This is a genomic window from Staphylococcus pettenkoferi (assembly GCF_002902685.1).
Lineage (GTDB): Bacteria > Bacillota > Bacilli > Staphylococcales > Staphylococcaceae > Staphylococcus > Staphylococcus pettenkoferi.
The window spans coordinates 1-6372 of record NZ_PPRN01000056.1 but is presented as its reverse complement, the minus strand read 5'-3'; the positions used below and the strand labels follow the sequence as shown (position 1 = coordinate 6372).

Here is a 6372-nt window from a genome sequence, read left to right as displayed (position 1 = left end):
TCTGGATATGATTTGGTTTTACAAATATTTAACTTTCATTTAACATATATAATTACTTAATCTGATGTTAATACATTTAAGTTAAAATAATTATCAATATATTAGGAGACGTTATGAAAGAAAGATCATTTTCAAAACCTTTGTATATATTTCTAACCTGTGTGGTATTATTTGGTTTATTACTCACAGTCGTATTTATCTACGCTTCACAACACGAGACGAATTCCAGTTCTGATAAATATAAAAACTTTAAAGAATTAAAGAAAGATACGCGTGAGAGTAAGGATTGGAAGATATCTTCTAAAAATACTTCTAGCGATACGATTGTTACCGCAATTCATGGTGGTGGCATTGAACCTGGCACGTCTGAAGTTGCGAAACAGATTTCTAAAAAAGGCGATTATAAATTATACGCTTTCGAAGCATTAATGAAATCAGGAAATCAAGACTTACACATTACTTCCACACACTTCGACGAACCTACCCTACTGAAATTAATGAAGAAAAGCGATCATGCGGTCTCTATTCACGGCATGGGTGAAAGTAAATCCGTCGTGTACATCGGAGGTAAAGATTTAAAGTTACGTAATGCGATTAGAGATAATTTGAAAGATGCAGGTTTTAAAGTCGAAGAAAGCCCTGATTATTTAGAAGGCGATTCAAGTCAGAATGTTACTAATAAGAATGATGGGAATGCAGGCGTTCAGCTCGAACTTTCTTATGGTTTACGTAAAACGTTCTTTAAACATGGTGATTTCGACCGTAATTCCCGTGAACAAACTTCTAACTATCGTCATAATCTATATCGATTCTCAGAAGCTGTAAGTAACGGTGTTAAAGATGCGAAACAGAAGTAGAATAAATCAATAACCGCTATCCAACCCGTAGATGACTGATGAAAGCATCTGCGGGTTCATTTTTCGCTAAGAAGATCATCATTCAAACATCCTCATAACTAGCGCTCATTTTATCTAAAATGCAGTAAGGGGCTATACAACAATGAGTACCAGCCTCACTCTCACTAGCAAAAAAAGCTGAGCTACCCACACCAAAGTGAGCGCTCAGCCTTAAATAACAGTTCAGAAGTGATTTCAACGTAACAGTTCAGAAGTTTAATGAAGTAGGAACTTAACTGAGTTGGATTAATCCGTAACAGGATCGCCAATTAGAACATTAACCACATGGCCGTCTTCAACGTTAAACTGAATTGGATATTGACCTTTATCGTAGTAGTATAAACCGTCGTCTGGTGTGCTACCACTGTGATAAAGTTGTCCTAAATCCTGGCCGTACGCAGCTTTCAATTGTTCAACTGTCACTGATGTGTCAGTCACATTAAAGCTTACACTGCGCGCAGACTTACCTTCCCCTACAGTTTGTATCACTTGATCATGTACTTTGTGTTGGTGGTAATCCGGCGTACTCATGTGCGTTGTCATATAGTAACCATTGAACATCATGCCGCCACCATTTAATCCTTCAATAAATTGAGGACTTGTAAGAAAGCTTGCATCGTCACCTGCATTTCCTTCAAGCACGAATTTAGCTTGTGTTGCAGATGGTGTTGTCTCTGCGTGTGCGTCTGTTGCGTTAACTGCTACTGTTCCTAAACTTAGTGTCGCAATCGTAGATGCAGCTACCATTGCTTTCGTTAATTTCTTCATGAAATCACTCTTTTAATTTTGAAATAACATTATCAAATGTCATTACACTTTTATTATATAATCATTCAATTTTTTAATAAATATTTTTAAAAAAATTTTACTATTTCTTATTATAATCTTAACATTTCTAAATATTCCAGCTCATTTTATCTCACTCTATAAAAGTAAAAAATTGCGTATTGCTAATGTTGTAAAATTCAGATAATATATATTTAATTATGATTATAGAAAGGAGAAGGCGGTTGAGATGACACATTCACCTATCATGAGAACAGCGTTTATACATACGACTCCGATACTCGCTGGATTTAGTTTCCTAGGTATCGCTTACGGAATTTATATGCATTCCCTTGGCTTCGCACCTATCTTCGCTATTGTGATGAGTGCGACCATCTTCGCTGGATCTATGGAGTTTGTCGCGGGAAGTTTGCTCGTAGCTTCTTTCAGTCCGCTCAGCGCTTTAATTCTGACGCTGATGATCAACGCACGTCATCTGTTCTACGGCATTTCAATGCTAGAAGAGTTTAAAAATATGGGTAAAAAGAAATATTATCTCATCTTTGGTATGTGCGACGAGACGTTCGTCATTAATAAAACAGCGCAAGTTCCTAGTCATATTGATAAAGGTTGGTTTATGTTCTACGTCACATTATTTAATCACTGTTACTGGGTATTTGGCGCTACGATTGGTAGTATCGCTGCGGATTACATACACTTTAATACGCATGGACTTGATTTTGTGATGACGGCACTCTTCGTAGTGATCTTCTTGGATAATTGGCTAAAGGAATCCAGTCATCTTACTTCTACTATTGGCATCGGAGTATCATTATTATGCCTCATCATCTTTGGACCTAAAGCCTTTATCTTACCAGCCATGATTGCGATGCTTGTCATCTTTATCTTTATGAGAAAGCCAATTGAAAGAAAGGTAGGGACTACGTCATGACTTTATTTCAACAAATAATCACGATTGCTTTAGTTGTCCTAGGCACAATGATTACACGTTTCCTGCCCTTTTATATCTTTTCGCCAAACAAGCCCACACCCTCTTTCGTGAGATATTTAGGCAAAGCTTTGCCCGCTGCTGTCTTTGGGCTGCTCGTCGTTTATTCGTTCAAGGACGTCAATGTCTTGAAGTATAGCTTTGGCTTACCTGAACTCATCGCAACAGTTGTGATTATAGGTTTGCATTTGGTTAAAAAAAGTATGTTGCTCTCCATCGCTGGCGGAACGATTGTTTACATGCTGCTCGTTCAATTTGTCTTTTAGTTGAGGTTAAATTTGTGAAGTGATTTTACCTAGTCTAAAATGTGAAAAAATTACTTGGACAAAATAAATTTTAGAAAAATCTGCAATCTATCTATACAACAGATTCATTTTATTATAATATATATCATTATAGCCTGAGATATAGATAAGAACGGCAAATGACTATCAAAGAGGAGACATGATTATGAAGAAAACAGCAGGAATCTTATTAGCAAGCGCCCTATTACTCGGAGCTTGTGGCACAAGCGAGAAAGAACAACATGAAAAATATCAAAAGGCGTTACGTACATTCGTAGATAAGGATATGGATAACTTCCAAAAATTCCAAAAGGACACAAGAACGCTAAAAAATTCGGAATTAGTTGAAGAACTATCTAAAACACGTAAATCTTTTGAAAAAGATCGAGATGAATTTGATAAATCTACAAAAAATATAGAAGGTACCAAAGACCAAGAGAAATTAGCTAAAAACTTTAGAAACCTCAATAAAGAAACTGATAAAATGCTAAAAAGAATGAAAAATAAAACACAGGAACTTTCTGATGGTGACTTAACAGAACCAGAATACAGTAGAGAAATCATTGATATAACTAAAGATTACCAAGAGAAAGCTAAGCCTAAAGACGAAAATAAAATCGATAGTAAGAGTGTTAAGAAAATTCTAGGTGATGACGTTTATAAAAAAGCGGAAGATCTCGTTGATGAGTCTGAAAAATAAGCTACTCCAAAGTAAAATATAATTCGTAAAGAAAGCTCATATTATGATGACAATAAAGTTATTGTAGTATGAGCTTAATTTTATTTTATCTTGCTCTAACTTTCTCCATACTTTCATTTCTTTCTCAAATATTTTTTCACAAATTCATCTAAAACTCTTCTTAACTTTATGTTATTCTACTAATTGTTGTGCGAGTAAAATAAATACATAGTTTTTCAGTTATTTTTTCTAATTCTAAAAATAAGTTTCAACGCTTACATTTTATTCTTACAACATATTACAAACATCTTTAGGGGGAATTTCCATTGAGAAAATCTATTTCTGTCGTGTTAGCAAGCGCCCTACTACTTGGTGCTTGTGGTAACGATACGCATGATAAACATGCCGATAATAAGGAGCATAGTAAGACTTCTGCCTCTGACAAGAAGAAAGATAAAAAGCAGGATAAAAAAGAAGATCATGAAGAATATCTTGATGATTTAAGATATTTCGTTTCAAGCTATGCAGAATCAGCACGTAGTTTCAGTAAACACGTGTCGCAGGTAGATGAAGATACTGATTTAGACTCATTTGCAGAACATTTCGATACGCTATCTGATCAACTCGATGAGAACTTAGACGACTTCAAGGAAGAGAAACATGATTACAAGCCTAATGATAAGGAGAAAAAGGTGGAAAATCACTTCACTGACGTGAGTAAAACATTAAGTAAAGAATCAAGAGATTTATCGCAAACATTGAAAGATTATAATGAAGATAAAGTATCAGACGACAAAGTGGATGAACAATACGAAACTTTCGTCAATAAATTAGATAAATTGGCAGACAAAGAAGTAGATGAAGATGACTTTAGAGAAGTGCTAGGTGATAAGGTTTACGACTTAGCAGTAGATGAGTAGATATTTAAAATCGTCACTGACACTAGTGCATAAATACTCAGTCTCGCCTTTCCAACAACACAGATGACATATCATTCATAAAAAATTGGTTTACTATAGAAAATATTACCCGTACAATCACCGGCTAACTTCCCTATTTACATACGGTAGATTAACTAGTATCATGAATAAGCTGAATACTAATTAGGTGGTTATATATTTGAAAATTTTTGACTATGAAGATATCCAATTAATTCCAAATAAATGTATTGTACAAAGTCGTTCTGAATGTGACACTTCTATTCAATTTGGACCTCGTCGTTTCAAATTGCCAGTAGTGCCTGCGAATATGCAGACGGTCATGAACGAAGAACTCGCACAATGGTTCGCAGAGAATGATTACTTCTACATCATGCATCGTTTTGACGAAGCTGCGCGTATTCCTTTTATCAAAAAAATGCAAGAAGCGAATCTCTTCGCCTCAATTTCTGTAGGTGTGAAAGATCGTGAATTTGATTTTATCAAAACGCTCGCTGAACAGAATTTAGTGCCTGAATATATCACGATTGATATTGCGCATGGCCACTCTGACTCAGTGATTAACATGATTCAACACATCAAGCGTCATCTACCTGATGCTTTCGTTATCGCTGGTAACGTGGGCACGCCTGAGGGTGTGAGAGAGCTTGAGAATGCTGGCGCTGACGCAACGAAAGTCGGCATTGGTCCAGGTCGTGTATGTATTACGAAGATCAAGACTGGCTTCGGTACTGGTGGTTGGCAACTCGCTGCACTAAACCTTTGTAGTAAAGCTGCGCGTAAACCGTTAATTGCGGACGGTGGTATCCGTACACATGGTGACATCGCCAAGTCAATCCGTTTCGGTGCCTCTATGGTCATGATTGGTTCACTCTTCGCTGCGCATGAAGAATCACCAGGTGAAACTGTTGAAGAGAATGGTAAAATGTACAAAGAATACTTCGGTAGTGCTTCAGAATTCCAAAAAGGTGAGCACAAAAACGTCGAAGGTAAGAAAATGTTTGTTGAACACAAAGGTTCGTTGACAGACACGTTAAACGAAATGCAACAAGACTTACAAAGTTCTATCTCCTATGCTGGAGGCAAAGACTTGAAGTCACTTACAACAGTCGATTACGTTATCGTGCGAAACTCCATCTTTAACGGAGATCAAGATAGATAAATCGAAAAGAACTGCACCTCGCTATGAGGTGCAGTTCTTTAGTTTCATTTAAAGGTTTGAGGGATAAAATTTAATATCTTACTGCGCTAATAAGTAATCATTAAATTGTCCTAAATAAATTTACAATATGGGTTATTTAATTAGTCTTCAACTTTAATACCATTACATATCATGTCAGTTTGCAACTCATTAGCCAATTCGCCCAAACTTGGTATATAGTTCGTCGCAAATCCAATGATAATCTTGTTTTTCATAAAATCACTGATTTCGTGATTACTTTCATTATATTTATCTATAAGTACTTTTAAATCATCAGCATTCATATCATCACTATGCCGTTCACTCGTATAACGTAGAAATGCTGCAAAAATTTTATCAAATGACTCTATGCCATACTCCATCTCCAGAAATAACAAACTAACTGAGTATGTTTCTAACTGGTTGTTACCCATCTTCGCAGCTAATTCAGTGACAGATTGTTTCAGTAATCTAAATTCTTCCTCACTAACCACGCATGAAAGCCCCTTTCCTTTCTTTTTCATTTTATACCCGATGAATTGTCAATTTAAGCGCAACACTTCTAAATTTAAAATTTCATATGGAGTGTCCCAATTAAGACACTTTCTAGGTCTATGATTA

General features: G+C 35.9%; 8 protein-coding genes. 6 read left to right on the top strand and 2 right to left on the bottom strand.

All coding sequences use genetic code 11. The features are described from left to right. Positions 1-113: 113 nt before the first annotated feature. Positions 114-857: a poly-gamma-glutamate hydrolase family protein gene (locus CD126_RS09690; protein WP_049406520.1), complete on the top strand. Its 744-nt coding sequence runs from the start codon at positions 114-116 to the stop codon at positions 855-857. Positions 858-1142: 285 nt separating this feature from the next. On the opposite strand, the gene isaB is transcribed toward CD126_RS09690, so the two are convergent. Next, positions 1143-1664: an immunodominant staphylococcal antigen IsaB family protein gene (gene isaB / locus CD126_RS09685; RefSeq protein WP_049406517.1), complete on the bottom strand. Its 522-nt coding sequence runs from the start codon at positions 1662-1664 to the stop codon at positions 1143-1145. Between the two features lie 247 nt (positions 1665-1911). Between isaB and CD126_RS09680 the strand changes: the two genes are divergently transcribed. The 5 genes from CD126_RS09680 to guaC all read left to right on the top strand — a co-directional run bounded on the left by CD126_RS09680 (position 1912) and on the right by guaC (position 5733). Then, positions 1912-2613: an AzlC family ABC transporter permease gene (locus tag CD126_RS09680; protein ID WP_049406515.1), complete on the top strand. Its 702-nt coding sequence runs from the start codon at positions 1912-1914 to the stop codon at positions 2611-2613. Next, positions 2610-2936 (top strand): branched-chain amino acid transporter permease, encoded by a 327-nt coding sequence (locus CD126_RS09675; RefSeq protein WP_002472286.1) that lies wholly within the window; start codon positions 2610-2612, stop codon positions 2934-2936. Before CD126_RS09680 ends, CD126_RS09675 begins: the two co-directional genes overlap by 4 nt. A gap of 184 nt (positions 2937-3120) precedes the next feature. Then, positions 3121-3654 (top strand): hypothetical protein, encoded by a 534-nt coding sequence (locus tag CD126_RS09670; protein ID WP_049406513.1) that lies wholly within the window; start codon positions 3121-3123, stop codon positions 3652-3654. A 305-nt stretch (positions 3655-3959) separates the two neighbouring features. Next, positions 3960-4553, top strand: a complete 594-nt coding sequence (locus CD126_RS09665; RefSeq protein ID WP_049406511.1) for a hypothetical protein — start codon at positions 3960-3962, stop codon at positions 4551-4553. Positions 4554-4752: 199 nt separating this feature from the next. After that, a complete protein-coding gene (gene guaC, locus CD126_RS09660; RefSeq protein ID WP_049406509.1) occupies positions 4753-5733 on the top strand; it encodes a GMP reductase in 981 nt (326 codons plus the stop codon). A gap of 140 nt (positions 5734-5873) precedes the next feature. On the opposite strand, the gene CD126_RS09655 is transcribed toward guaC, so the two are convergent. Next, a complete protein-coding gene (locus CD126_RS09655) occupies positions 5874-6245 on the bottom strand; it encodes a hypothetical protein (protein ID WP_049406508.1) in 372 nt (123 codons plus the stop codon). Positions 6246-6372: the final 127 nt, after the last annotated feature.